This window comes from Pseudomonas sp. BR20 (assembly GCF_050780135.1).
Lineage (GTDB): Bacteria > Pseudomonadota > Gammaproteobacteria > Pseudomonadales > Pseudomonadaceae > Aquipseudomonas.
Window position 1 is genome coordinate 5,426,456 of sequence record NZ_CP172012.1, and the last position, 22,995, is coordinate 5,449,450.

Below are 22,995 nucleotides of genomic sequence, written 5' to 3' on the forward strand. Positions count from 1 at the left end.
AATCCAATACAGGTAAAAGGACTACAGGAACAGGCCTTGTGAGGGGTCAGGGGTCCCCCTCACAAGGTCAGCTGTTACTTGGCTGACTTGATCGCAGCGCCGAGTTTTTTGGCGGTGTCGGCCGGGTCGGCTTTCGGGTCGTTGATGAAATTGGTCACGACATCAAAGAACGCACCTTGCACAGCCAGGGTGGTGGCCATGTTGTGCGCCATGCTTGGCTGCAGGCCGCCGGACTTGGCGTCTGCCAGGAAGTCCTTGGCAGCGGTCTGGGCGCAGGAGTCGAAGCCGAGCTTGTCCATTTCATTGAGCATGTCGGTACGAACCGGGATCGACCCCTTGTTGATGCTGAACACCTTCTGGAAGTTTTCACCCAGCACGACTTTGGCGATGTCCTGCTGGCCAGCGGCAGTGCCTTTGTCTTTCTGCTTGAACACCGCCAGGGAGTCGATGTTGTAGGTGAAGGCTTTGTCGGTGCCTGGGAAGGCTACGCACTCATAGTCTTTGCCGGCGACTTTCTTGGCGGCGGTCCATTCGGACTTGGCCCAGTCACCCATGATCTGCATGCCGGCCTTGCCGTTGATGACCTTGCCCGCTTCGAGGTTCCAGTCCTGGCCTTTGCCGTCGACGTCCATATAGGTCGCGACTTTCTTCAGCTCGGTCAGGGACTTGACCATTTCCGGGCCGGTCAGCGCAGCGTTATCCAGGTCGACCAGGGCTTTCTTGTAGCCATCGGCGCCCATTACCGACAGGACCACCGCTTCGAACACGGTGCTGTCCTGCCAAGGCTGGCCACCGTGGGCGAGCGGAATGAAGCCCGCGGCCTTGAGCTTGTCGCCGGCTGCGTAGAATTCTTCGAGGGTGGTCGGGTTCTTGGTGATACCGGCTTTCTTGAAGACTTCCGGGTTGATCCACAGCCAGTTCACGCGGTGGATGTTGACCGGTACGGCAACGTAGTCACCGTCGTACTTCACGGTGTCGGAGACTTTCTTGTCGAGCAGGGAATCCCATTTCTCGTCTTTGGCGACGGACTTCAGAACGTCGGTGTCGAGCAGGCCGGTGGACGCCCATTCCTGGATGTCGGGGCCTTTGATCTGGGCAACGCCTGGTGGGTTGCCGGCGACCGCGCGGCTTTTCAGCACGGTCATGGCAGTGGCGCCACCGCCACCTGCGACGGCACCGTCTTTCCAGGTGAAGCCGTCTTTCTCTACTTGGGCCTTCAGGACATCTACAGCCGCTTTTTCGCCACCCGAGGTCCACCAATGCACAACTTCAACCGTCCCTTTGGAGTCGGCGGCAAATGCACTGAGGGGAAACAACGAGGCAACGGAAATAGCTACGGCGAGGCGATTAATCGCGTTCATCTGAATACCTTTTCTTGTTGTTATGCATGCAAGTCTAGAGCTTGCGCTGCACGGAGTTTAAACATGGTTTTTTCGAGCGCAGGTAACAAAGGGATGCACAAATGTCACCATCTGGTGACATAACACCCAGCGCCTAAAGCGCTGGCCATGCTCGGCGCCAAGGGCAGTGCAGGCAGCACGACCGCTTGCCAGGCATGGTACAGGTCCGGTTTGCCACCCCAGATGGTGCTGCTGGGCTGGTTGTGGGGGCTGAGTTCGTGGTGCCAGCTGCCGTGGATACGGTCGATGAAATGGGTGTCGCAAAACTCCCAGAAGCGCCGGTACCAGGTTTCGTAATGCAGCTCACCCGTGCGTTTGAGCAAGGCCTGGGCAGCGGCGCTGGCTTCAGCGTGGGTCCAGTGCAGACGCTCGCGCACGACCGGGCGGTGGTTCCAGTCCAGGGTGTAGACGATGCCGGGGGCGCCATCCACGGCCCAGGCATATTCGCAGGCGCTGGCGAACAGGCCCTTGGCGGCGCTCAGCAGCCAGTCCGGCGTGGCCAGCCCGGCCTGCAGGCGCGCGGCTTCCAGGTGCAGCACCAGCCGCGCCCACTCAAAACCGTGGCCGGGGGTGATGCCGTAGGGGCGGAAGCCATCGGCGGGGTTGTCTTCGTTGTAATCGAGCAGGGGTTTCCACTGAGCGTCGAAATGCTCGATCACCATGAACTGATTGGCGGCGGCGTGGGTATGAATCACTCGCTCGACGATACGCAGGGCGCGGTCCAGCCAACGCGTGTCAGCGGTGACATCGGCCAGGGCCAGGAAGGCTTCGGTGGCGTGCATGTTGCTGTTGGCGCCGCGATAGGCTTCGACGCCGCTCCAGTCCCGGGCGAAGGACTCGAGCATCACGCCCTCCTCTTCACTCCAGAAGAACTGGTCGATGATAGAGATGGCGTCGCTCAGCAGGTTTTGCGCACCGGGCGCGCCCGCCACCACGGCCGAGCTGGCGGCCAGGGCGACAAAGGCATGCAGATAGGCCGCCTTGCCGGTGTTGCCGTCCAGGGCCTGGGGCGTGGCGAACCAGCCACCGTGTTCACTATCGCGCAAAGGTCCGCCCAGGGCCGCAATACCGTGCGCCACCAGCTCGGCATGACCCGGCAAACCCATGGCATGGGCCATGGCGAAGCTGTGGGTCATGCGCGCGGTATTCATGGTTTCGGCATGGGCATCGGCCGGCAACTGGCCTTTGTCGTCGAGGTTGCCAAAACCCTCAGGCAGACGGGAGGCCTTGGCGAATGCCAGCAGGCGCTGGCCTTCGGCGGCGAGCCAAGCGTGATGGGCAGGTGCATTCAGCCAACTGCTGGCAGGCAGTGGTTGCGTGGTCATGGGTGGCCCTTATTATTTTTTGTGGGATGACCGGAGTCTAAACAAGGGCGAGGTGGGGGCAAGTAACGAAGGGGATGGGAAATGTCACCAGACGGTGACATTCAAGCCGCTTAGGCGGCCTGTGGCGAGCGGGCTTGCCACAGGCCCGTATATTACTGGCCGAGCGGCGTGACAGCCGCTGGCGCGTTGAGGCGCTGATTCAGGTTCTGCACCTGGCTCTGCAAGGTGGTGATATTGCGCGTGGTCTGGATGCGGAACACGTCGAACTCTTTATTGGTCGGCGCATCGCTGTTAGCCGGTTGGCTGTCCTGCGCACTTTTGAGTACCACGAGGTCCTGCTCAAGACGGGCGATGGCTGCGCTTGGGTTAGCTTGTTTTTTCAAGGCAGCCACATCAGCGACCAATTCCTTTATCTCGGTATCGCGCTTGCCGGCATCGCCCTGCGCTGCCTTCAGGGTGGCCACTGCATCGGTCAAGACCTGCACCTGGCCTTGCAGCTTGGCATTGGCGCTCGACAACTCAGTGGTGCTGGCAGTCATTTGCGCCAGCCGCGTGTCCAGCTCGGTGGCCTGGCCGGCAACGCCGAGCTGCTGCTTGCCCTGCTCCAGCAACTGGTTTTCCAGCTGTTTGATCTGCAGTTTCAATGCTTCGCTGCCGTTGTTCACGTTGGCTTCACTGGCTACGACCTTGCCGGAAATGTCCTGCAGACGCCCTGCCGCTTCTTCGCTGATGCGCGCAAAGCTCTCCTGGGTGGCAACCAACTGCTGGCCCATCAGGGAGATCTGCTGGAAGCTCCACCAGGCCAGGCCGGCGAAGGCGATCAGCAGCGCACCGATCAGTGCCCACAGCGGGCCGGTGCTGGCCCCCTTGACCTTGACCACGGGCGTGTTACGCGAACGCACCGAGGTGGCCGGGGAAGGTTCGAAATCATCGTCATCCCCAAGATCGGCCCGCAGGCTGGGAATGTTGTCGAAATCGTCTTTAGCATCGTTGCGCATGAATCAACCCTGAATCGGTGAGTTAGCTGGCCGGAAAGCCGAGCGACGGGAGTATAAACCCCAACCCCATCGCGTTGATCGACCCGGAACCTGGAATTCGGTTCCCGATGTGTTGCCTGTTGTGACCTTATTTGAACCCCGGATCCTGGGCCTTCCACCAACTGCAGAACTCGTCGAGGGCGGTCCACAGGCTGACCTTGGGCTCGTAATCCAGATAATGCCTGGCCCGGCTGATGTCAAGGGTGAAATCTTTGTTCATTACCTGCATGCCCAGGCGCGATAACGCCGGCTCCGGACGACCGGGCCACATCGCGCAAAAAGCTTCGTTAAGCGCCGCGACGCTGTAGGACAAGCCGTAGGAGCGATAACGGGTCACCTGGGGCAACTCCATTTGGCGCATCACATAATTCACCACATCCCACACCGGCACCGGCGTGCCATTGCTGATGTTGTAGGCCTTGCCCAGCGCCGAACCGGTGGCCAGCAAACTGCTGAGCAGCGCTTCGTTGAGGTTGTGCACACTGGTGAAGTCGACTTTGTTGAGACCGTCGCCGACGATGGCCAGGCGGTTCTTGCGCTGCATTTTCAACAGGCGCGGAAAAATACTCATGTCACCGGCACCGGTAACAAAACGCGGACGCAGGGCCAGCACCTCGAGACCGAACTCCTGGGCGCCGAACACTTTCTGCTCGGCCAGGTACTTCGTGGCGGCATAAGGGTGCTTGAAGCGCTTGGGGACTTGCTCTTCGGTCAACCCGAGATGATCGCGCCCGTCGAAGTAGATCGACGGCGACGACAGGTGCACCAGACGGCCCACGCGCTGCTTGAGGCAGGCTTCCACGACGTTTTCAGTCACCAGCACATTGCCTTGATGGAAGTCCTGATACCTCCCCCACAAGCCCACGGCACCTGCACAATGCACCACGGCTTCGACATCGCGGCACAGATCGCGCACCAGGTCGGCGTCACTCAAGTCACCCTGGATAAACTCGGCACCACGCCGAACCAGGTGCTCCACACCCTCGGCGCGCCGCCCGTTGACCCGCACGTCCAGGCCCTGCTCCAGGGCGAAACGCGCAAAGCGCCCGCCGATGAAGCCGCTTGCGCCGGTGACCAGAATCTTCATGTATTACCCCGTGTCCTTTCATTTTTCATCGCTGTTGCCTTGACGACCGCCATCAGTCCAACGGCACCAACCATTGTCCACAGGCTTGGGCCAGATGGTCGGTCAACAAACCCAACAGCTGCCCGCCGCTGCGCCAATGATGCCAGTACAAAGGCACATCAATGGGCTTATCTGGCAATAACTCGATCAGTACGCCCTTTTCCAGCTGGTCGCGCACCTGCAACTCAGGCACCAGCCCCCAGCCGAGCCCGGCTTCCGCCAGGCGTATAAAGCCTTCGGACGATGGGCATAAGTGGTGTTCGAAACCACCGTCCACGCCCAGAGACGCCAGGTAGCGGTGCTGCAGGAAATCATCCGGGCCAAACACCAGCGCCGGTGTGCGGGCCAGTTGGTCGGCGCGGACGCCCTCCGGGAAATGCCGTGCAACAAACGCCGGGCTGGCCAGCGCCCGATATCGCATGGCGCCGAGCAACAGGCTGCGGGCACCGGCCACCGGGCGTTCACTGGCGCAAATGCAGGCCGCTACCTCGCCGGCACGCATGCGCTTGAGCCCCACCGTCTGGTCTTCTACGACCAGATCCAGCAGCAAATGCTGCTCGGCACAAAAGTCACTGACCGCCTCGGCCCACCAGGTGGCCAGGCTGTCGGCATTCAGGGCGATGCGCAGGCGCTCAGGCATGCCTTCTTCGTCCAGCGCCGGCACCTGGCTTTGCAGGTCGCGCTCCAGCAGCCGCACTTGCTGCACATGGTTAAGCAAACGCCGACCAATATCGGTGGGCGCCGGCGGCGTAACCCGCACCAGCACCGGCTGGCCGATGCGTGCTTCCAATAACTTGATGCGCTGGGAAATTGCCGATTGCGACAGCCCCAATACCTGGGCACCGCGCTCGAAGCCGGCCTGTTCCACCACCGCCGCCAGGGCGGAAAGCAATTTATAGTCGAACATCAGTTTCTCTAATGAGCGATCAGCAATATTGGTTTTTCTTATACAGCCTGCGCCATGAGAATAGCCAGCATTGCTTCTCTCTTTATAAGGACCCTCCATCATGGCTGGCGAAACCGCCCTGGCAACCCTGCTGCGCAGCATGAGCCCGCAGCTCAATGACGGTGACTACGTGTTCTGCACCCTGCCTGACCATCGTATCCCGGCCGGTTGCGAGGCCATCGGCAGCTTTCGCGAACAGGAAGGGTTGACCCTGATCCTGGAACGACGGCAGGCGGAACAGGCCGGCCTGGCGTTCGACTACATCGCCGCGTGGATCACCCTGAATGTGCATTCAGCGTTGCAAGCCGTGGGCCTGACGGCCGCCTTTGCCAGTGCGCTCGGTAAGGCAGGGATCAGTTGCAACGTAATCGCCGGTTACTACCACGACCACCTGTTCGTCGGCCGCGCGGATGCCGAGCGGGCCATGGACGTATTGCGCCAACTGGCAGCAACTTCGGAGTAAGGGTTATGTGGCAAAGCTATCTGAACGGATTATTGGTGGCCCTGGGGCTGATCATGGCCATCGGCACGCAAAACGCATTTGTATTGGCGCAAAGCCTGCGCCGTGAACATCACCTGCCGGTGGCGGCATTGTGCGTGGTGTGCGACGCCTTGCTCGTGGCCGCCGGGGTATTCGGCCTGGCGACGGTGCTGGCACAAAGCCCGCTCTTATTGGCGATTGCCCGCTGGGGCGGCGCTGCGTTCCTGCTGTGGTACGGCACCCTGGCGCTGCGCCGGGCGTTTTCGACACAGGGCCTGGCGCAAGGGGGCAACCTCAAGGTCCGCTCACTGCGTGCCGTGTTGCTCAGTGCCTTGGCGGTCACGTTGCTCAATCCTCATGTGTACCTGGACACGGTGCTGCTGATCGGCTCACTGGGCGCACAACAGACCGAACCCGGCGCCTACGTGGCCGGGGCCGCGAGTGCATCATTGCTGTGGTTCGCCACCCTGGCGCTCGGCGCGGCCTGGCTGGCGCCGTGGCTGGCACGCCCGGCGACATGGCGCCTGCTGGACTTGCTGGTGGCGGGGATGATGTTCAGCGTGGCCTACCAATTAATAAGCGCACAGTGAACTTATTCCAAAAGGCTCTGGAACCTCTATCCCACACAGTTGTTGCGTGGTTTTGCCGCACCCCCGGTGCTATGATCCGGACCCTGCGCCGCAAAGAGTACAAACTCCCCGGCGCTTGTTTGGCCGCCCGTGATCGGCCTTGCGCTCACCGCAACTGACCTGATTAGGAGAATCATCATGGCTTTCGAATTGCCGCCGCTGCCCTACGCACACGATGCCCTGCAGCCGCACATCTCCAAGGAAACCTTGGAATACCACCACGACAAGCACCACAACACCTATGTCGTGAACCTGAACAACCTGGTGCCAGGCACCGAGTTCGAAGGCAAGACCCTGGAAGAGATCGTCAAGTCTTCTTCGGGCGGCATCTTCAACAACGCCGCTCAGGTCTGGAACCACACCTTCTACTGGAACTGCCTGGCACCAAACGCCGGCGGCCAACCTACCGGCGCGCTGGCTGAAGCCATCAACGCTGCGTTCGGTTCGTTCGACAAGTTCAAGGAAGAATTCACCAAGACGTCCGTCGGCACCTTCGGTTCCGGCTGGGGTTGGCTGGTGAAAAAGGCTGACGGTTCCCTGGCCCTGGCCAGCACCATCGGCGCCGGCAACCCGCTGACCAGCGGCGACACCCCGCTGCTGACCTGCGATGTGTGGGAACACGCCTACTACATCGACTACCGCAACGTGCGTCCAAAGTATGTGGAAGCGTTCTGGAACCTGGTCAACTGGAAGTTCGTGGCTGAGCAGTTCGAAGGCAAGACCTTCACTGCCTAAGCAACCCTTGCAGTAAAAAGAGCCCGGCGAATGTGCCGGGCTTTTTTATGCGAGGCTGGGCTTGGCGGGAATGATGGAACTCAGCAATGGGAACGTGCCACCTATACGGCGAGAGGAATGCCCCTCTTATCCAATGTCGGAGAGTTCCCATGCCAATAGCAGAAACCGCAGCAATCGGATTAACCGTCGGGCTCGCCACCCAAGTGGCTCAAACCGTGGCCCCCGCAGTCGCTGATGTAGTCGCTCCTGTACTGGACAGCGCTGCACCGGGCGCAGGACAAGCGCTCAAAGGGGCAATCAATTTTGCATCTTCCGCCGCAGATGTACTGCCGAAGATAGGAGCATAAAGAGGGAATGGTGGATCTCAATCCGCCTCCCCTCCCCCTCGCGTCCCAGTTTTATTTCTAACCCCACGCGACGCTAAGCCACAACGCTCCTCGACAATTCTCCCAAACCATCGCCAGCCGCAATGTTCCTTTGACTGCCAACCTCAGATTGCCAATACTCATGGCATATTGAAGGCCACCCGCATGAGACAAGGAATGCCCCTTTGAAGCTGGAACTCAAGAACAGCTTGTCGGTGAAGTTGCTACGGGTTGTGCTGCTCTCGGCGTTGATCGTGGGCGTGACGCTGAGCGTGGCGCAGATCGTTTTCGATGCCTACAAGACGCGCCAGGCCGTGGCCGGTGATGCCCAGCGCATTCTCGACATGTTTCGCGACCCCTCGACCCAGGCCGTCTATAGCCTGGACCGCGAGATGGGCATGCAGGTGATCGAAGGGCTGTTCCAGGACGAGGCGGTGCGCATGGCCTCCATCGGCCATCCCAACGAAACCATGCTGGCGGAAAAAAGCCGCGCCTTGCAGCACTCCACCAGCCGTTGGCTCACCGACCTGATTCTTGGCCAGGAACGCACCTTCACCACTTCATTGGTCGGCAAAGGCCCCTACAGCGAGTATTACGGCGACCTGAGCATTACCCTCGACACCGCCACTTACGGCCAGGGCTTTCTCGTCAGTTCGGTGATCATCTTCATTTCCGGCGTGTTACGCGCCTTGGCCATGGGCCTGGTGTTGTACCTGGTTTACCACTGGCTGCTGACCAAACCGCTGTCGCGGATTATCGAGCACCTGACATCGATCAACCCGGACCGTCCCAGCGAGCACAAGATCCCGCAACTCAAGGGGCACGAGCGCAACGAGTTGGGGTTGTGGATCAACACCGCCAACCAGTTGCTCGAATCCATCGAGCGTAACACCCACCTGCGCCATGAGGCGGAATCCAGCCTGCTGCGCATGGCCCAGTACGATTTTCTCACCGGCCTGCCGAACCGCCAGAAACTGCAGGAGCAACTGGACAAGATCCTCATCGACGCCGGCCGCCGCCAGCGCCGCGTCGCCGTGTTATGCGTGGGGCTGGATGACTTCAAGAGCGTCAACGAGCAGTTCACCTACCAGGCCGGCGACAAATTGTTGCTGGCCCTGGCCGATCGCTTGCGCGCCCACAGCGGTCGCCTCGGCGCCCTCGCCCGCCTGGGGGGCGACCAGTTCGCGCTGGTACAGGCCGATATCGACCAGCCCTACGAAGCGGCCGAACTGGCGCAAAGCATCCTCGACGACCTGGAGGCGGAGTTCGCCCTCGACCACGAGGAAATTCGCCTGCGCGCCACCATCGGCATCACCTTGTTTCCCGAAGATGGCGACAGCACCGAGAAGCTGCTGCAAAAAGCCGAACAGACCATGACCCTGGCCAAGAGCCGCTCACGCAACCGCTATCAGTTCTATATCGCCAGCGTCGACAGCGAAATGCGCCGCCGCCGCGAACTGGAAAAAGACCTGCGCGATGCCCTGGGTCGCGACCAGTTTCACCTGGTCTACCAGCCGCAGATCAGCTATCGCGACCAGCGTGTGGTAGGCGTGGAAGCTCTGATCCGCTGGCAGCACCCGGAACACGGCCTGGTGCCGCCGGACCTGTTCATCCCGCTGGCAGAACAGAACGGCACCATTATTCCGATTGGCGAATGGGTGCTGGACCAGGCCTGTCGACAATTGCGCGAATGGCATGACCTGGGTTTCACCGAACTGCGCATGGCAGTCAATCTGTCCACCGTGCAACTGCACCACACCGAGTTGCCACGGGTGGTCAACAACCTGATGCAGATCTACCGCCTGCCGCCACGCAGCCTGGAACTGGAAGTCACCGAAACCGGCCTGATGGAAGACATCAGCACCGCCGCCCAGCACCTGTTGAGCCTGCGCCGCTCCGGGGCATTGATCGCCATTGATGACTTCGGCACCGGCTATTCCTCCTTGAGCTATTTGAAAAGCCTGCCGCTGGACAAGATCAAGATCGACAAAAGCTTCGTCCAGGACCTGCTGGACGACGATGACGACGCCACCATCGTTCGCGCGATTATCCAACTGGGCAAAAGCCTGGGCATGCAGGTCATCGCTGAAGGCGTGGAGACCGCGGAGCAGGAGGCTTACATCATCTCCGAAGGCTGCCATGAAGGTCAGGGCTACTACTACAGCAAACCCCTGCCGGCCCGGGAGTTGGCGGCTTTTTTGAAGCAGGCCGAGCGCAATAGCGCGGCCATTCTCTGATCTGGTAGAACGATACTGAATATTTCCCGCGTATAACCCTTTACACAAAATGCAAATCTTTCGCATTATGTCGCAGTTTTGCGCGACCCCCGCGCGCCCATCAACAACCGAAGCAGGATGTTCGCCATGATTCGTATGCCCCTGGCCACCGCCAGTCTGCTGGCCATTGCCATTTCTCTCGCCGGTTGCGGCGAAGGTAAAGACAAGCCCGCAGCCAACCAGGCGCCGACCCCGGCTGCCAGCACTACCGCTCCAGCGGCTGCCACCCCTGCCGGCCAGGTCGACGAAGCGGCCGCCAAGGCCGTGGTCGCGCATTACGCCGACATGGTCTTCGCGGTGTACAGCGATGCCGAATCCACCGCAAAAACCCTGCAAACCGCGATCGACGCCTTCCTCGCCAAGCCCAACGACGAAACCCTGAAAGCCGCCCGCGCCGCCTGGGTTGCCGCTCGCGTTCCATACCTGCAGAGCGAAGTGTTCCGCTTCGGCAACACCATCATCGATGACTGGGAAGGTCAGGTTAACGCCTGGCCTCTGGACGAAGGCCTGATCGACTACGTCGACAAATCCTACGAGCACGCCCTGGGTAACCCTGGCGCTAACGCCAACATCATCGCCAACACCGAAGTTCAGGTCGGCGAAGACAAGGTCGACGTGAAGGACATCACCCCGGAAAAACTCGCCAGCCTCAATGAGCTGGGCGGTTCCGAAGCCAACGTCGCCACCGGCTACCACGCCATCGAATTCCTGCTCTGGGGCCAAGACCTGAACGGCACCGGCCCAGGCGCCGGCAACCGCCCTGCGTCGGACTACCTGACCGGCGACGGCGCAACCGGCGGCCACAACGAGCGCCGCCGCGCCTACCTGACCGCCGTGACCCAACTGCTGGTCAGCGACCTGCAGGAAATGGTCGGCAACTGGAAACCCAACGTCGAAGACAACTACCGCGCCACCCTGGAGGCAGAACCTGCCACCGACGGCCTGCGCAAAATGTTGTTCGGCATGGGCAGCCTGTCCCTGGGCGAGCTGGCCGGTGAGCGCATGAAGGTTTCCCTGGAAGCCAACTCGCCGGAAGACGAACAGGACTGCTTCAGTGACAACACCCACTACTCGCACTTCTACGACGCCAAGGGCATCCGCAACGTCTACCTGGGCGAGTACACCCGCGTCGACGGCACCAAAATGACCGGCGCCAGCCTGTCGTCCCTGGTGGCCAAGGCCGACCCGGCTGCCGATACCGCGCTGAAAGCAGACCTGGCGGCGACCGAAGCGAAGATCCAGGTGATGGTTGATCACGCCAACAAGGGTGAGCACTACGATCAGTTGATCGCAGCCGGTAACGACGCGGGCAACCAGATCGTACGTGACGCCATCGCCGCCCTGGTCAAGCAGACCGGTTCGATCGAGGCCGCTGCAGGCAAGCTGGGCATCAGCGACCTGAACCCGGATAACGCTGATCACGAGTTCTGATCAGTGCGGTGTTGAATGAGGCGACCTTCGGGTCGCCTTTTTTTACCCCCCGGAATCCATGTGGGAGGGGGCCTGCTCCCTCCCACATTTGATTGGCGTCGCTTTCAAGGCCCGGTTTACATGCCCTGCACCCCAGGTAGAATGGCGTCTCTGCCCTCTTTCGAGCTCACTTCATGGCGTTGCCGACCCTCCGCATCATCGGTTTCATCATCGGCATCTTCCTGATCACTCTCGCGATCGCCATGGTCGTGCCCATGGCCACCCTGGTGTTTTTCGAACGCACCAGCGACCTGCCGTCGTTCCTCTGGGCCAGCCTGATCACCTTTGTCGCCGGACTCGCCCTGGTGATTCCTGGTCGGCCCGAACACGTGCACCTGCGTCCGCGAGACATGTACCTGCTCACGGTCAGCAGTTGGGTGGTGGTGTGCGTATTCGCCGCGCTGCCGTTCTTGCTGACCCAGCACATCAGCTACACCGACTCGTTTTTCGAAAGCATGTCCGGCATCACCGCTACCGGCTCCACGGTGCTGAGCGGCCTGGACACCCTGTCACCCGGCATTCTGATGTGGCGCTCGCTGCTGCACTGGCTCGGCGGCATCGGCTTTATCGGCATGGCGGTGGCGATCCTGCCGCTGCTGCGCATCGGTGGCATGCGCCTGTTCCAGACCGAATCCTCGGACCGCTCGGAGAAGGTCATGCCTCGCTCGCACATGGTGGCGCGACTGATCGTGGCGGCCTACGTCGGCATCACCATCCTCGGCAGCCTGGCATTCTGGTGGGCCGGCATGGGCCTGTTCGATGCGATCAACCACGCAATGTCGGCGATTTCCACCGGCGGCTTCTCCACCTCCGACGAATCCCTGGCGCACTGGAAACAACCGGCGGTGCACTGGGTGGCGGTCGTGGTGATGATCCTCGGCAGCCTGCCGTTCACCCTGTACGTGGCCACCTTGCGGGGTAATCGCAAGGCATTGATCAAGGATCAGCAAGTACAGGGCTTACTCGGTTTGTTGATCGTGACGTGGCTGGTGCTCGGCACCTGGTACTGGTGGACCACCAATCTGCACTGGCTGGATGCCTTGCGCCATGTGGCGTTAAACGTCACGTCGATAGTGACCACCACTGGTTTTGCACTGGGGGACTACAGCCTGTGGGGCAATTTCTCACTGATGCTGTTCTTCTACCTGGGCTTCATCGGTGGCTGTTCCGGCTCCACGGCGGGAGGGATCAAGATCTTCCGCTTCCAGGTCGCCTATATCCTGCTCAAGGCCAACTTGAACCAGCTGATTCACCCGCGCGCGGTGATCAAGCAGAAGTACAACGGGCACCGCCTCGACGAAGAGATTGTGCGTTCGATCCTGACCTTTTCGTTTTTCTTCGCCATCACCATCTGCGCCATCGCCCTGGCTTTGTCGCTGCTGGGCCTGGACTGGATGACCGCACTCACCGGCGCCGCCAGCACCGTGTCCGGCGTCGGCCCCGGCCTGGGGGAAACCATTGGCCCGGCCGGCAACTTCGCCAGCCTGCCGGATGCGGCCAAGTGGATCCTGTCCCTGGGCATGCTGCTGGGCCGGCTGGAAATCATCACAGTCTTTGTTCTGTGCATTCCTGCGTTCTGGCGTCACTGACCGTCGACGCATCCTGCAGTCGCGCCCGGTATTCGCCGGGTGTGGCATCGAACCAGCGGCGAAACGCGCGAAAGAAGTTGCTCGGGTCGGCAAAGCCCAGCAGGTAGGCAATCTCCAACAGGGTCATGCTCGGCTGCGCCAGGTACTGCTCGGCCAGTTCGCGGCGGGTGTCGTCGAGCAGGGTCTGGAAACTGGTGCCCTCTTCCTGCAGGCGCCGCTGCAAGGTGCGCTGGGACAGGTGCAGGGTCTGGGCCACCACTTCGCGCTTGGGTTCGCCCTGAGGCAACAGCCGGCACAGCACCTGCCGGGCCTTGTGGGTCACACGACTTTCCGAGAAACGCGCCAGGTACTCACCGGCAAATCGATCGTGCAACAGCGCCATGGCCTCGTTGGCCGTGGGCAGCGGCGCGTCCATGTCGGCGCGCTCAAAGATCAGCGCGTCATACGGCGCATCGAACTCCAGCGGGGCATGGAACGCTTGTCTATAGGGGGCCAGGTCCTCGGGTTGATCGCCCTGCAGCAATACTTTGCGTGGTTGCAGGGTCCGGCCGGTAAGCCAGCCGCACAGCGCCAATGCACAGGCCAGGGAGGCTTCGGCGCTTTGTCGGGTCGGCGGAAGATGATCGCCATGCACCGTCAGAATCAGCGCATAGCCTTCAGGCAATAGTCGGAAACTCAAGTCGGCGCTTTCGGCGATGATTCGCTGGTAACGCACCAGCCGCATAAAGCCTTCGGCCAGGGTGTTGCTGGACATCAAGGCGTAACCGGCCACATGAAACGACGCCGGGCGCACCACCTTGCCCATGTTCAGGCCAATCGCCGGGTTGCCCGACAGCTCTACCGCGCGCTGCCACAGGCGGGTCATGGAGTCTTGCGGGAACCGCGCATCGGGGTCACTCAGCGCGGCGTAGTCGAGGCCCAGCTGCTTGAACAAGGCGCGGCAATCCAGGCCGTCCATTTCCAATGCCTTGACTATCCCCATCGCCCAGCTTGCAGAAGTTGTTCGTTCGCTCATGGCGTCTTCTTGAATAAAGCAGGCTCAAAACGTCAGCCAGGAAAGCCAAGGATACTAAAGTGGCATCTATTGTCACTGGCTGTTACCACTGATCACTCTAGACTCAAATAAGCTCCCCGCCGAACATCTGTTGGGCAGCACAACAATCAAAGGGCCGGCCACAGTGGAAAACCTCAAGCAATTCAATAGCTTTGCCGAGTTTTACCCTTATTACCTGACTGAGCACGGCAACAGCACCTGCCGGCGCCTGCACTTTATCGGCACTACCCTGGTGATCGGCATCCTGGCCTATGCCATCGGCAGAGGTTCGCTGGGCCTGTTGTTGGCCGTGCCGATTGCCGGTTACAGCTTCGCCTGGATCGGGCACTTCTTCTTCGAAAAGAACCGTCCGGCGACGTTTCAGCACCCGTTTTACAGCCTGCTGGGGGATTTTGTGATGTACCGCGACATGATCCTGGGCAAGGTGCCGTTCTAAACTGTGTGACCTCTTGTCACTTGCGTAAAAACGATAAAAGGTTCGTACACCCGGCGATATAAAAGTCTTTTTGTCATTTACAGTGCTGTATCCTGCCAAGGCTTTTTGAGAGCGCGGAATCACCTGCGATTGAAAAAACAGACTTTGCGAGGAGCGACGACGATGCACGAGATACCTAATCTCCCCTTCCCAAGCCTGCACGAAACTGAGCAGCCAACACCGCAGCAGGCCAGCGCACAGCAGCCTGAGGCCAAAGAAGCAAAACCAGTCGACAGCAAGAGCCAGGACTGACGCCGTACCAGACCGTGTGGAAAGCGTACCTTTAAACGCTTTCCACACTGCCTGAATCACCCCGAGGTCCCCGCCATGACAGACACCCTCCCGGACACCGCCGTACTCGACACCGCCCTGCAGATGGTCGAAGTGTGGAACCGCCTCAGCGCGGACAAACAAGCCTTGCTGCTCAAGCGCTTCGGCACCCAGGAAAACGCCCTGGCCGCTCTGGTTACCACCCAATTACTCGCCCCCCTTCAAGCCTGACGTCTTTTTGATCTGACGTTTTTGCGTTTTACCGCCCTGCGCACGCCCAAGCCCCGGTATCATTAGCAGCCTATCTTTACCTGCTGCGACAGTGGACCTCTCCCATGCCCGATACCCAGCGCCCCCTGGCGGTAACGCTGCAAGTTGTTTCCATCGTGTTGTTCACCTTTATCGGCTACCTGAATATCGGCATTCCCCTGGCCGTACTGCCGGGCTATGTCCACAGCGAACTGGGCTACGGCGCGGTGATCGCCGGGCTGGTGATCAGCGTGCAGTACCTGGCCACGCTGTTGAGCCGTCCGTATGCCGGCAAAATCATCGATAACCTGGGCAGCAAGCGTGCGGTGCTGATCGGCCTGGTGGGCTGCGGCGTGAGCGGCGTGTTCATGTTGCTTGCGGCGTGGTTTTCAAGCTTGCCGGCCGTCAGCCTGGTCAGCCTGCTCATCGGTCGATTGGTACTGGGCAGCGCAGAAAGCCTGGTGGGCTCAGGTGCCATCGGCTGGGGCATTGGCCGGGTGGGCGCGGCCAATACCGCCAAGGTCATTTCGTGGAACGGCATCGCCAGTTACGGCGCGCTGGCGGTCGGTGCGCCGTTGGGCGTGCTGCTGGTGAGGAATTTCGGACTGTGGAGCATGGGTGTCAGCATTATCCTGCTGGCAGTAGTAGGCGTGTTGCTGGCCTGGAACAAAGTGGCCGCCCCCATCGTCGCCGGCGTGCGCCTGCCGTTCATGAATGTGCTGGGCCGGGTGTTGCCCCACGGCTGCGCGCTGGCCCTGGGCTCCATCGGCTTTGGCACCATCGCCACCTTTATCACCCTGTATTACACCACTCAGCATTGGGATAACGCGGTGTGGGCATTGAGCCTGTTCGGTGCCAGCTTTATCGGTGCGCGCCTGCTGTTCGGCAACTTGATCAACCGTATCGGCGGCTTTCGCGTGGCGATCGCGTGCCTGTCGGTGGAGATCCTCGGCCTGCTGTTGCTGTGGTTGGCGCCAGACGCCAACCTGGCCCTGGCCGGCGCGGCGTTGAGCGGCTTCGGCTTTTCCCTGGTGTTTCCGGCGCTGGGGGTGGAGGCGGTCAATCTGGTGCCCGCGTCCAGCCGAGGTTCGGCGGTGGGGGCTTACTCGCTGTTTATCGACTTGTCACTGGGCATTACCGGGCCGCTGGCGGGGGCCGTGGCGGCAGGCTTCGGCTTTGCCTCGATCTTCCTGTTCGCCGCCCTCGCCGCCCTTGGCGGTTTGCTGCTGAGTGTGTACCTGTACCGCCAAGCACCCCTGGCCCGTGCAGCGCGCGACGCCTAAAAGTCGACTTTGCCGCGCCCGGCCTTGATGCTGCCGCGCTTGGTCTTGGATTCCAGGCGACGTTTTTTCGAGCCCAGGGTGGGTTTGGTCGGGCGGCGTTTCTTCTCGACCTTGGTGGCACTGAGGATCAGCTCCACCAGCCGCTCCAGCGCATCAGCACGGTTCTGTTCCTGGGTCCGGTACTGCTGGGCCTTGAGCACCAGCACGCCTTCGCTGGTGATACGACTGTCACGCAGTGCCAGCAGTCGCTCCTTGTAGAACGCCGGCAGCGACGACGCCGGAATATCAAACCGCAGGTGCACCGCGCTCGACACCTTGTTGACGTTCTGCCCGCCGGCGCCCTGGGCGCGGATGGCGGTCAACTCGACTTCGGCGTCGGGCAGGTGCACGTTATCGGAAATTACCAGCATCAATCAAAAACCTCAGGCAACGGATAAGCCCGACCGGGACAACAACATCGACGCCTGGGCCTTGGAAATCACGGCGCCTTTGAACCCGCACTCGCTGCGCTCAACGCGGCGTCAGCACTGCGCTTGTTCTTGATCCCGTAACACACCGCCATAAACGCCACCCACACCGGGATCGCATACACCGACACCTGGATCCCCGGAATCATCAGCATGATCACCAGGATAAACACCACGAACGCCAGGCACACATAGTTGCCGTACGGGTACCACAACGCCTTGAACAGCGGCACCTGGCCGGTGCGGTTCATGTGCTGGCGGAACTTGAAGTGGGAGAAGCTGATCATCGCCCAGTTGATCACCAGCGTGGCCACTACCAGGGACATCAGCAGTTCCAGGGCGTGTTGCGGGATGAAGTAGTTCATCAACACCGCCACCAGCGTGACCGCCGCCGAAGCGAGGATCGAACGCACTGGCACGCCGCGCTTGTCGATCTTGGCCAGCGCCTTGGGCGCATCACCCTGCTCGGCCATGCCCAGCAGCATGCGGCTGTTGCAGTAGGTGCCGCTGTTGTACACCGACAACGCCGCCGTCAACACCACGAAGTTGAGGATATGCGCGGCAGTGTTGCTGCCCAGCATGGAGAACACCTGCACGAACGGGCTGCCACTGTAGGCATCGCCGGAGGCGTTGAGGGTGGCTAGCAGGCTGTCCCATGGCGTCAGCGACAACAGCACGACCAGGGCGCCGATGTAGAAGATCAGGATGCGGTAGATCACCTGGTTGATCGCCTTGGGGATCACGGTGCGTGGCTGGTCGGCTTCGGCGGCGGTAAAGCCGAGCATTTCCAGGCCGCCAAAGGAGAACATGATGATCGCCATGGCCATCACCAAGCCGCCCACGCCATGGGGAAAGAACCCGCCGTGTTCCCACAGGTTGCTCACCGAGGCTTGTGGGCCGCCGCTGCCGCTGACCAGCAGGTAACTGCCCAGGGCGATCATGCCGACGATAGCCACCACCTTGATGATGGCAAACCAGAACTCCGCTTCACCAAAGACTTTGACGTTGGCCAGGTTGATCAGGTTGATCAACACGAAGAACGCCGCCGCCGAGACCCAGGTCGGGATCTCCGGCCACCAGTAATGCACGTACTTGCCAACGGCCGTCAGCTCGGACATCCCCACCAGGATGTACAGGATCCAGCAGTTCCAGCCCGACAGGAAGCCGGCGAAACCGCCCCAGTACTTGTGGGCAAAGTGACTGAAGGAACCGGCGACCGGCTCTTCGACGATCATCTCGCCGAGCTGGCGCATGATCATGAAGGCAATGAAGCCGCAGATGGCATAACCCAGGATCATCGACGGGCCGGCGGATTTGAGCACGCCGGCCGAGCCCAGGAACAGGCCGGTGCCGATGGCGCCACCGAGGGCGATCAACTGGATATGCCGATTTTTCAGGCCGCGTTTCAGCTCGCCTGAAGAGGAATGGGGTTCACTCATGAAAAGGGTCTCACGCAAGGTTTGATGATGTTGAATGCAGGTGCTGCCTTGAATTACCGACTCAAGCAGCGCCGCTCAAACCCCAGCGCAGGCACCAGGAGTACAGCGTCTTTCTAACGGTCATGCGTCACCTGTTTGTTTTTATCTGTGACGAAATCGAACCCGCCGGGCTCGTGGCCAGGCGGAGTGATCAGGGTGGGTAAACCCTGAGGTCTTGGCCTTTTGCGCGGTTACGCAAGGGGGTCACAGTAAAACGCGGCGCATTGTACACCGCTCGCCAGCTTCAAGCCGTACCTGCAATGTGCGTGCGACGATCTGTCAGGTATTCCTTACAGCGGTAAATAGGCCAATCATGCCGTGAGATAGACGTAAATTAATCGTTACAGCATGGAAAATCGGCGTTACAGCTGTAAGTTTTTGAAAAAATGGCGGTAGGAAAATTCATCAACATTAGCGACGCCAGCTCGCTGTATTTCCTGAAGAAAAAAAGCTGGCGAAAAAACAGAAGAAAAAATCCAAATGAGACCGTGTCAATAAAATTTTTGCATTCCCAAACACTCTCACCTAGGTTCTTTCACTTGCCCAGCGAAGCCCGCTGGCAAGCCGTTCTCAAACAACGTCCTCTAGGAGATACACCATGCAAGCACTGGAAAACGACCTGGAAACCGAACTGCAACTCGACGATTGGTTTGAAGCGCCGACCCACGAGGCCGCCGTTGAAATGATGCAAGCCGATGCCGTTGTGCCCTTTGGCACGGCGATGTGGCCTTTCTGACACCCGGCACGTATTCGGCAGGTGCTGTGCACGGCACCTGCCTCCTTACCCAAGGCACACAAGGACACACGTCATGGACAAGGCCCGCGCCGTTGAACACTTTCTCTACTACCTTGCACACCATCCGGCCCTCAGCGGCCTGAGCTGCCCCACCGTGCTGCTGGGCCACACCGAGCGCTACGACGCCATCGCCCAGGCGATCACCCAAAGCAGCGCGGCCCGTTTCAACTTCCAGGTGCAGCGCCTGGACCTGGCCGACAGCGACCGCCTGGCGCAGGCCATCGAAGCCTGCGACCTGTACCTGTTCCTCTACGACTCCTCCACTCTGCCCAACCCGCGCGCCGAAGGCCCGGACTTTATCCGTGCCCTGCAAGGCGTGATGGCCGAACACTGGAAGAAATCCCTGCTGTTCAAGGATTACGGCGACTATTTCTACGACACCTTCAGCGTCGAGCCGCAGCGCATCGCCGACCTCAACGCCACACTGATCCGGCGCATGTCCCAAGCCGCTGTACTGAGCTTTACCGACAAACACGGCTCACGCCTGCAGGCGCCCATGAACAGCATCAAGAAGTGGACCAATATCAACGGCATCGGCAACCACGACCTGGCCCCCGGCGAAATCGCTACCCACAGCGAGGCCATCAATGGCCAGGTGCGGTTTGTCGGCACCTTTCTCAGCACCATCCCCTTCGCACGCAAGTACGGCGTGCTGCAGTCACCGCTGGAACTGTGGATCGAGAACTCAACCATCTGCAGCGTGGCCAGTGACGTGCCGGGGCTGGCCGACGACTTCAACAAATACCTGAATGCCAACCCGTCCAACCGCCGGGTGGAGGAGTTGGGGATTGGCACCAATGAAGGGGTGAAGGACCTGTATGCGCGCAATGCCGGGTTCGAAGAGCGCCATTGCGGCTTGCACCTGGGCTTGGGTGGCGGGCAGAAAGGCAGTCATCACCTGGACCTGATCTTTGCCAGCGGGGTGTTGGCGTTGGATGACAAACCCGTCTTTGACGGCACCTTTGCGTTCTGAACATCGACCTTGAAAATGATGGAGAACCAACTGTGGGAGGGGGCTTGCTCCCGATAGCGGTGCGTCAGTCGCCGGATTGGCAAGCTGATACACCGCTATCGGGAGCAAGCCCCCTCCCACATGTTTTACCTCTATTCCAAGGCAAAAAAACGCCAACCCTAGGGTTGGCGTTTGTGTGCAGCGTTTACATCACTGCGGCTTCTTGCGACCGAAGCCTGGACGCTGACCCGAACCGGCCGGTGCGCCACGGCGCTTGCCCGATGGCTCGTCCGCAACCAACTTCAAGCCTGGACGCTTTTTCGGCGCGGGCTTGGCTGGGCGCTTGGTGTTGGCGCTGTCGGCTGGGTGATCGGATGCCGGAGCACCGCGACCGGCGTCACCACGGTTGCTGCGACCACCGCTTGGCGCTTCGCCACGACCGGCCGGGCGCGGGGTGCGGGGAGCACGCTCGCCTTCCTGACGCGATGGCGCGGTTGGGCGACGCTCGCCTTCGATGTGCGGCTGACGCGAGATACGCCCGCCGGTAGCCGGTGCATCCAGCGCCGGGCGCAGGGTGCGGGCAACGCGTTCGGTGCGCGCCACAGGGCGCGACGATTTACGCTGCATACGATCGAGCTTGTCTTTGCTCTTGGCGTTCATCTGCGGCATGGCGACCGGCGTCAGGCCGACTTCGGCGCTGAGGATGTCGACTTCGTACTGACTCATTTCGCGCCAGCGGCCCATCGGCAGGTCGGAGTTGAGGAACACCGGGCCAAAACGCACGCGCTTCAGGCGGCTGACCACCAGGCCCTGGGATTCCCACAGGCGACGCACTTCACGGTTACGGCCTTCCATCACCACGCAGTGGTACCAGTGGTTGAAACCTTCACCGCCCGGCGCCTGCTTGATATCGGTGAACTTGGCCGGGCCGTCTTCCAGCACCACGCCGGCCTTGAGGCGTTCGATCATCTCGTCATCGACTTCACCACGTACACGCACGGCGTATTCGCGGTCCATCTCGTAGGACGGGTGCATCAAGCGGTTGGCCAGTTCACCGTCGGTGGTGAACATCAACAAGCCAGTGGTGTTGATGTCGAGACGACCGATGTTGATCCAGCGGCCTTCTTTGGGCTTGGGCATCTTGTCGAACACGGTCGGACGGCCTTCCGGGTCGTCACGGGTGCAGATCTCGCCATCGGGCTTGTTGTACATGATCACGCGGCGCACCGATTCGGCGGCCTCTTCACGCTTGATGACCTTGCCATCAATGGTGATTGCGTCGTGCAGGTCGACGCGCTGGCCAAGGGTGGCCTCGACGCCGTTGACCTTGATGCGCTTCTGGGTGATCCAGGCTTCGACGTCGCGGCGCGAGCCCACGCCGATACGCGCCAGCACCTTTTGCAGCTTTTCGCCTGCAGGGCCGATTTCCTGGCTGTCGTTCTGGTCTTTATCGTTCATCTTAAGCACCTCCCGGTGGGTCGATTCAGGCGTGGCCTGAAGAGTGTTGAAAGCGGGGCTTTGGCCGAATAGGTCGGCAAAGGGTCGCGAATCATACGCGCATGGCGCGCGTTGCGCATCAGAGACTAGTCGATAAGCGCCAGGTCAGTGGTTTTTCCGCCGACCGGTGGTGCCCAGGGCAACACATGACCCCATGTGGGATAGCGTCAGTCTTCGAACTGGCGGCGTTCGGCCTCGATGGCCTCGGCCAGTGCCCTGGCTTCGTCTTCCTCGTCACTCAGGGGCGGTTGTTCGAGGGCGGCAACAGCGGCCAGGAGTTTTTCGCGGGCTTCGGCCACGCCGAGGACATCGTCTTCGGCTTCGACGTCAGGCTCAGGTTCAACACTCACCTGGGCTTCCGGCTCGGCCGCACCATCACGCAGCAAGTCGTCAAAGTCGGTCTTGATGCCCTGCTCCATGTCGTCCAGTTCCAGCAACAACGTGTGGAAACTGGTTTCGTCCTTCGGCTCTTCCAGCTCGGCCGTGGCGTCGGCCAGTTCCTGCAAGCTCGCCGGGACCGGGGCGTCGTCGAAGTCGAGGACCGGCTCGGCCTCCATCTCGCGCAATTCGGCCAGCGGCGGCAGGTCGTCGAGGTTCTTCAGGTTGAAATGGTCAAGGAACACCTTGGTGGTGGCGAACATCGCCGGTTTGCCGGGCACGTCGCGGTAGCCGACGATGCGGATCCACTCGCGCTCCAGCAGCGTCTTGACGATATGGCTGTTGACCGCCACGCCCCGCACGTCCTCGATTTCGCCACGGGTGATGGGCTGGCGATAGGCGATCAGCGCCATGGTCTCCAGCATTGCCCGTGAATAGCGCTGCGGGCGCTCTTCCCAGAGGCGGCCGACCCACGGGGAAAATTTCTCACGGATCTGCAGGCGATAACCCGACGCCACCTCGCGCAGTTCAAAGGCGCGGCCGTCGCAGGACTTGCGCAGAATTTCCAGCGCCTTCTTGAACACCGGCGGTTCAGGGCGCTCGGCTTCCTCAAACAGTTCGAACAGGCGCTCCAGGGATTGCGGTTTACCCGAGGCCAGGAGAAAGGCCTCCAGCAACGGGGCCAGTTCGCGGGGTTCAGTCAGATTCATCGATTCA

21 protein-coding genes are annotated in these 22,995 nt (G+C 60.9%); 11 read left to right on the plus strand and 10 right to left on the minus strand.

Annotated elements, in window-relative coordinates:
* Window positions 1-74 precede the first annotated feature (74 nt).
* From ACHPFG_RS25045 to ACHPFG_RS25065, 5 genes are all read right to left on the minus strand, one after another.
* Window positions 75-1,361 carry an ABC transporter substrate-binding protein gene (locus ACHPFG_RS25045; RefSeq protein WP_131697858.1) on the minus strand — a complete coding sequence of 429 codons (1,287 nt, stop codon included), beginning with the start codon at window positions 1,359-1,361 and terminating at the stop codon, window positions 75-77.
* 104 nt (window positions 1,362-1,465) lie between these two features.
* Window positions 1,466-2,725 carry an AGE family epimerase/isomerase gene (locus ACHPFG_RS25050; protein WP_431700714.1) on the minus strand — a complete coding sequence of 420 codons (1,260 nt, stop codon included), beginning with the start codon at window positions 2,723-2,725 and terminating at the stop codon, window positions 1,466-1,468.
* A 152-nt stretch (window positions 2,726-2,877) separates the two neighbouring features.
* Window positions 2,878-3,723, minus strand: a complete 846-nt coding sequence (locus ACHPFG_RS25055; RefSeq protein WP_431700715.1) for an ATPase — start codon at window positions 3,721-3,723, stop codon at window positions 2,878-2,880.
* A gap of 127 nt (window positions 3,724-3,850) precedes the next feature.
* Window positions 3,851-4,849, minus strand: a complete 999-nt coding sequence (locus ACHPFG_RS25060; protein ID WP_137212661.1) for an NAD-dependent epimerase/dehydratase family protein — start codon at window positions 4,847-4,849, stop codon at window positions 3,851-3,853.
* A gap of 52 nt (window positions 4,850-4,901) precedes the next feature.
* Entirely contained in the window at window positions 4,902-5,795 is an 894-nt protein-coding gene (locus ACHPFG_RS25065) for a LysR family transcriptional regulator ArgP (protein WP_131697862.1), read from the minus strand.
* Between the two features lie 100 nt (window positions 5,796-5,895).
* On the opposite strand from ACHPFG_RS25065, the gene ACHPFG_RS25070 reads away from it, so the two are divergent.
* The 6 genes from ACHPFG_RS25070 to ACHPFG_RS25095 all read left to right on the plus strand — a co-directional run bounded on the left by ACHPFG_RS25070 (window position 5,896) and on the right by ACHPFG_RS25095 (window position 13,379).
* Window positions 5,896-6,297: an ACT domain-containing protein gene (locus ACHPFG_RS25070; protein WP_027605586.1), complete on the plus strand. Its 402-nt coding sequence runs from the start codon at window positions 5,896-5,898 to the stop codon at window positions 6,295-6,297.
* 5 nt (window positions 6,298-6,302) lie between these two features.
* Window positions 6,303-6,905: a LysE/ArgO family amino acid transporter gene (locus ACHPFG_RS25075; protein WP_131697863.1), complete on the plus strand. Its 603-nt coding sequence runs from the start codon at window positions 6,303-6,305 to the stop codon at window positions 6,903-6,905.
* 177 nt (window positions 6,906-7,082) lie between these two features.
* Window positions 7,083-7,679, plus strand: a complete 597-nt coding sequence (locus ACHPFG_RS25080; RefSeq protein ID WP_003212997.1) for a superoxide dismutase — start codon at window positions 7,083-7,085, stop codon at window positions 7,677-7,679.
* 550 nt (window positions 7,680-8,229) lie between these two features.
* The gene (locus ACHPFG_RS25085) at window positions 8,230-10,281 is read left to right on the plus strand and encodes a putative bifunctional diguanylate cyclase/phosphodiesterase (RefSeq protein ID WP_431700716.1); all 2,052 of its coding nucleotides are present in this window, start codon (window positions 8,230-8,232) and stop codon (window positions 10,279-10,281) included.
* Between the two features lie 126 nt (window positions 10,282-10,407).
* The gene (locus ACHPFG_RS25090; protein WP_281112800.1) at window positions 10,408-11,751 is read left to right on the plus strand and encodes an imelysin family protein; all 1,344 of its coding nucleotides are present in this window, start codon (window positions 10,408-10,410) and stop codon (window positions 11,749-11,751) included.
* 173 nt (window positions 11,752-11,924) lie between these two features.
* Window positions 11,925-13,379 carry a TrkH family potassium uptake protein gene (locus ACHPFG_RS25095; protein WP_131697866.1) on the plus strand — a complete coding sequence of 485 codons (1,455 nt, stop codon included), beginning with the start codon at window positions 11,925-11,927 and terminating at the stop codon, window positions 13,377-13,379.
* Here ACHPFG_RS25095 and ACHPFG_RS25100 read toward each other — a convergent pair.
* Window positions 13,336-14,394 carry an AraC family transcriptional regulator gene (locus ACHPFG_RS25100; RefSeq protein WP_131697867.1) on the minus strand — a complete coding sequence of 353 codons (1,059 nt, stop codon included), beginning with the start codon at window positions 14,392-14,394 and terminating at the stop codon, window positions 13,336-13,338. The genes ACHPFG_RS25095 and ACHPFG_RS25100 overlap by 44 nt on opposite strands.
* A gap of 163 nt (window positions 14,395-14,557) precedes the next feature.
* Between ACHPFG_RS25100 and ACHPFG_RS25105 the strand changes: the two genes are divergently transcribed.
* From ACHPFG_RS25105 to ACHPFG_RS25115, 3 genes are all read left to right on the plus strand, one after another.
* Window positions 14,558-14,869 carry an Mpo1-like protein gene (locus ACHPFG_RS25105; protein WP_431703521.1) on the plus strand — a complete coding sequence of 104 codons (312 nt, stop codon included), beginning with the start codon at window positions 14,558-14,560 and terminating at the stop codon, window positions 14,867-14,869.
* A gap of 366 nt (window positions 14,870-15,235) precedes the next feature.
* Window positions 15,236-15,409, plus strand: coding sequence for a hypothetical protein (locus tag ACHPFG_RS25110; protein ID WP_172681534.1), 174 nt, complete (start codon window positions 15,236-15,238; stop codon window positions 15,407-15,409).
* Between the two features lie 104 nt (window positions 15,410-15,513).
* A complete protein-coding gene (locus tag ACHPFG_RS25115; protein WP_431700717.1) occupies window positions 15,514-16,710 on the plus strand; it encodes an MFS transporter in 1,197 nt (398 codons plus the stop codon).
* Here the strand turns inward: ACHPFG_RS25115 and arfB are convergent.
* The gene (gene arfB / locus ACHPFG_RS25120; protein WP_431700718.1) at window positions 16,707-17,120 is read right to left on the minus strand and encodes an alternative ribosome rescue aminoacyl-tRNA hydrolase ArfB; all 414 of its coding nucleotides are present in this window, start codon (window positions 17,118-17,120) and stop codon (window positions 16,707-16,709) included. The two genes, ACHPFG_RS25115 and arfB, sit on opposite strands and share 4 nt — an antisense overlap.
* Before the next feature lie 68 nt (window positions 17,121-17,188).
* Window positions 17,189-18,616 (minus strand): amino acid permease, encoded by a 1,428-nt coding sequence (locus tag ACHPFG_RS25125; RefSeq protein ID WP_145337874.1) that lies wholly within the window; start codon window positions 18,614-18,616, stop codon window positions 17,189-17,191.
* Between the two features lie 637 nt (window positions 18,617-19,253).
* Here ACHPFG_RS25125 and ACHPFG_RS25130 point away from each other — a divergent pair.
* On the plus strand, window positions 19,254-19,391 hold the full coding sequence (locus ACHPFG_RS25130) for a hypothetical protein (protein WP_003175756.1): 138 nt from the start codon (window positions 19,254-19,256) through the stop codon (window positions 19,389-19,391).
* Window positions 19,392-19,464: 73 nt separating this feature from the next.
* The gene (locus ACHPFG_RS25135) at window positions 19,465-20,424 is read left to right on the plus strand and encodes a leucyl aminopeptidase (protein ID WP_431700719.1); all 960 of its coding nucleotides are present in this window, start codon (window positions 19,465-19,467) and stop codon (window positions 20,422-20,424) included.
* 189 nt (window positions 20,425-20,613) lie between these two features.
* Here ACHPFG_RS25135 and rluB read toward each other — a convergent pair whose 3' ends face one another.
* Together rluB and scpB are read right to left on the minus strand one after the other, a co-directional pair.
* Window positions 20,614-21,861 (minus strand): 23S rRNA pseudouridine(2605) synthase RluB, encoded by a 1,248-nt coding sequence (rluB, locus tag ACHPFG_RS25140; RefSeq protein WP_092488924.1) that lies wholly within the window; start codon window positions 21,859-21,861, stop codon window positions 20,614-20,616.
* Window positions 21,862-22,067: 206 nt separating this feature from the next.
* The gene (gene scpB, locus ACHPFG_RS25145) at window positions 22,068-22,988 is read right to left on the minus strand and encodes an SMC-Scp complex subunit ScpB (protein WP_131697873.1); all 921 of its coding nucleotides are present in this window, start codon (window positions 22,986-22,988) and stop codon (window positions 22,068-22,070) included.
* Window positions 22,989-22,995: the final 7 nt, after the last annotated feature.

Coding starts and splice junctions, on each gene's coding strand:
- ACHPFG_RS25045 (WP_131697858.1), bottom strand. CDS start 1,361: ATGAACGCGATTAATCGCCTCGCCGTAGCTATTTCCGTTGCCTCGTTG.
- ACHPFG_RS25050 (WP_431700714.1), bottom strand. CDS start 2,725: ATGACCACGCAACCACTGCCTGCCAGCAGTTGGCTGAATGCACCTGCC.
- ACHPFG_RS25055 (WP_431700715.1), bottom strand. CDS start 3,723: ATGCGCAACGATGCTAAAGACGATTTCGACAACATTCCCAGCCTGCGG.
- ACHPFG_RS25060 (WP_137212661.1), bottom strand. CDS start 4,849: ATGAAGATTCTGGTCACCGGCGCAAGCGGCTTCATCGGCGGGCGCTTT.
- ACHPFG_RS25065 (WP_131697862.1), bottom strand. CDS start 5,795: ATGTTCGACTATAAATTGCTTTCCGCCCTGGCGGCGGTGGTGGAACAG.
- ACHPFG_RS25070 (WP_027605586.1), top strand. CDS start 5,896: ATGGCTGGCGAAACCGCCCTGGCAACCCTGCTGCGCAGCATGAGCCCG.
- ACHPFG_RS25075 (WP_131697863.1), top strand. CDS start 6,303: ATGTGGCAAAGCTATCTGAACGGATTATTGGTGGCCCTGGGGCTGATC.
- ACHPFG_RS25080 (WP_003212997.1), top strand. CDS start 7,083: ATGGCTTTCGAATTGCCGCCGCTGCCCTACGCACACGATGCCCTGCAG.
- ACHPFG_RS25090 (WP_281112800.1), top strand. CDS start 10,408: ATGATTCGTATGCCCCTGGCCACCGCCAGTCTGCTGGCCATTGCCATT.
- ACHPFG_RS25095 (WP_131697866.1), top strand. CDS start 11,925: ATGGCGTTGCCGACCCTCCGCATCATCGGTTTCATCATCGGCATCTTC.
- ACHPFG_RS25100 (WP_131697867.1), bottom strand. CDS start 14,394: ATGAGCGAACGAACAACTTCTGCAAGCTGGGCGATGGGGATAGTCAAG.
- ACHPFG_RS25110 (WP_172681534.1), top strand. CDS start 15,236: ATGACAGACACCCTCCCGGACACCGCCGTACTCGACACCGCCCTGCAG.
- ACHPFG_RS25115 (WP_431700717.1), top strand. CDS start 15,514: ATGCCCGATACCCAGCGCCCCCTGGCGGTAACGCTGCAAGTTGTTTCC.
- arfB (WP_431700718.1), bottom strand. CDS start 17,120: ATGCTGGTAATTTCCGATAACGTGCACCTGCCCGACGCCGAAGTCGAG.
- ACHPFG_RS25125 (WP_145337874.1), bottom strand. CDS start 18,616: ATGAGTGAACCCCATTCCTCTTCAGGCGAGCTGAAACGCGGCCTGAAA.
- ACHPFG_RS25130 (WP_003175756.1), top strand. CDS start 19,254: ATGCAAGCACTGGAAAACGACCTGGAAACCGAACTGCAACTCGACGAT.
- ACHPFG_RS25135 (WP_431700719.1), top strand. CDS start 19,465: ATGGACAAGGCCCGCGCCGTTGAACACTTTCTCTACTACCTTGCACAC.
- rluB (WP_092488924.1), bottom strand. CDS start 21,861: ATGAACGATAAAGACCAGAACGACAGCCAGGAAATCGGCCCTGCAGGC.
- scpB (WP_131697873.1), bottom strand. CDS start 22,988: ATGAATCTGACTGAACCCCGCGAACTGGCCCCGTTGCTGGAGGCCTTT.